This window comes from Flavobacterium cyanobacteriorum, assembly GCF_002251835.1.
GTDB lineage: Bacteria > Bacteroidota > Bacteroidia > Flavobacteriales > Flavobacteriaceae > Flavobacterium > Flavobacterium cyanobacteriorum.
This window is the reverse complement of the sequence record NZ_NOXV01000035.1, coordinates 1-1,892: the sequence shown is the minus strand read 5'-3', so window position 1 is coordinate 1,892 and position 1,892 is coordinate 1. Positions and strand designations below refer to the sequence as shown.

Below are 1,892 nucleotides of genomic sequence, written 5' to 3'. Positions count from 1 at the left end.
GGACAGGATTGATTTTTAATCAATTATATTTTTTGTCGTGTACTAAATAATTATAATTATGATGTTGCAAAATTTCATTTTATGGAAACCATAAAATTTTTGAAAGAAAAATATACACGAACTTTCGAAGATTTGACAATCTTAGCTGAGTGTAAAAAGCATTTAAGTAAAATACGACTAAAAGAAAACAACGCAGAACAAGCTATTAAACTTCTAGAAGAAGCATCAATTATAGAACAGGAAAAAATAGTATTCCAAAAAGATATCGAAGTTAATCGACTTACTTCATCTATTGACCTGGCACAAAAAAAAGCGGAAGTAAGCGAACTTACGGAAGAAACTTTAAAGAAACAACTTCAGATAGAAAACGAGCGTAAAAAGACATTTTTACTGATTGCATCATTAATCATAGCCCTCTTAATTGTATTTTTTCTATATCGAGGATACAGAAATAAAAAAAAGAACAGTGAGAAACTTAAAAAAAGAAATGATATCATTGAACATCAAAAAAACGAACTGGAAAAAAACCTTTTAGAAAAAAACCTGCTGATAAAAGAAATACACCACAGGGTAAAGAATAACTTCCAAATGGTTATAAGCCTGCTATACCTCCAGGTAAATGGTGATAACGTTACAGATGTAAATCAATTTCTTGAAGAAGCTACATCCAGGATACTTTCTATGGCATTGATACATGAAAGCCTTTATAACACTGAGAATTTAAATGAAATAAATTTTAATGTATATGTAGAAGAACTTATAGCGTCTATGATTGCTGCCTATCACAACAAGCAAAACACCCTTAGCTTCGATACCCACATACCGGAATATACGTTTGACATTCAAAAGGCTATCCCGCTGGGCCTTATACTTAACGAAATGATTTTAAACACGGTAAAACACGTACAGCCACAGCAACCGGATACCATAATTAACATTAGGCTCAGTTCTCCTGATAACCATGAATTTATACTGGAGTATTATGATAATGGCACCGTCCCGGCAAATACCAAAAAAAGGAAAGGCTCTTTTGGCTCAGAGCTGATTTCACTTTTAGTCCAGCAAATCAATGGCAAATTGGAAATTTCATACCCCGGGAACATTTTCTACAGGATTACATATTATATTGACTGAAAAATATGGAAAAAAGTAACAATTTAATACTGGTAGTTGAAGATGAGCTCATAATCGCAGCAGATATCAGCCGTATTTTGCGCAATGAAGGCTTCAGGTGTATTACCAACATAACTTCATATGATGAAGCGGTATCTAAAATTGAAGACTTTAATCCTGACCTGGTTTTAGTTGATATTATGCTGGGCAAAAACTTTGATGGCATAAAAATAGGTGAATACCTTAACAATAAAGGTACTATCCCCTTTATATTCCTGACATCGCTATCAGATAAAAACACCCTCATCAATGTGAAGAATACATTTCCTTCCGGTTATATTGTAAAACCTTATAAGCCCACTGATATACTTACAAATATAGACCTGGCTTTATATAATTTCAGGCATAACAAGATAAATATCAACCAGATCAAATCTCCTGAAATAAAAGATGATACTCCCTACCGGATTAAAAAAGTTATCCAACATATAAATAATAACCTTCATGAAAAACTACACCTGGAAGAATTAATAAGCCTGACCCCATGGAAAAAACACCAGTTCATTAATATTTTTAAGCTCTATACCGGAACAACGCCCTACCAGTATATACTTGAGTGTAAACTCGAAAAGTGCACATCCCTTATGCTTCAAAGCCATCTTAGTTTAAATGATATAGCTTTAGAACTCGGATTTGATAATTATAGCAATTTCAGCAAGCTCTTCAAAAAAAAATATAATGAAGTGGTTTAAACTTATTTGTTAAATAAAAAAGGGTTG

General features: G+C 32.6%; 2 protein-coding genes. Both read left to right on the top strand.

Annotation, left to right across the window (positions count from 1 at the left end):
• Window positions 1–81 precede the first annotated feature (81 nt).
• Window positions 82–1,134 (top strand): sensor histidine kinase, encoded by a 1,053-nt coding sequence (locus tag CHU92_RS00295; protein WP_094411453.1) that lies wholly within the window; start codon window positions 82–84, stop codon window positions 1,132–1,134.
• A 5-nt stretch (window positions 1,135–1,139) separates the two neighbouring features.
• Entirely contained in the window at window positions 1,140–1,865 is a 726-nt protein-coding gene (locus CHU92_RS00290; RefSeq protein ID WP_094411451.1) for a response regulator transcription factor, read from the top strand.
• Window positions 1,866–1,892 lie beyond the last annotated feature (27 nt).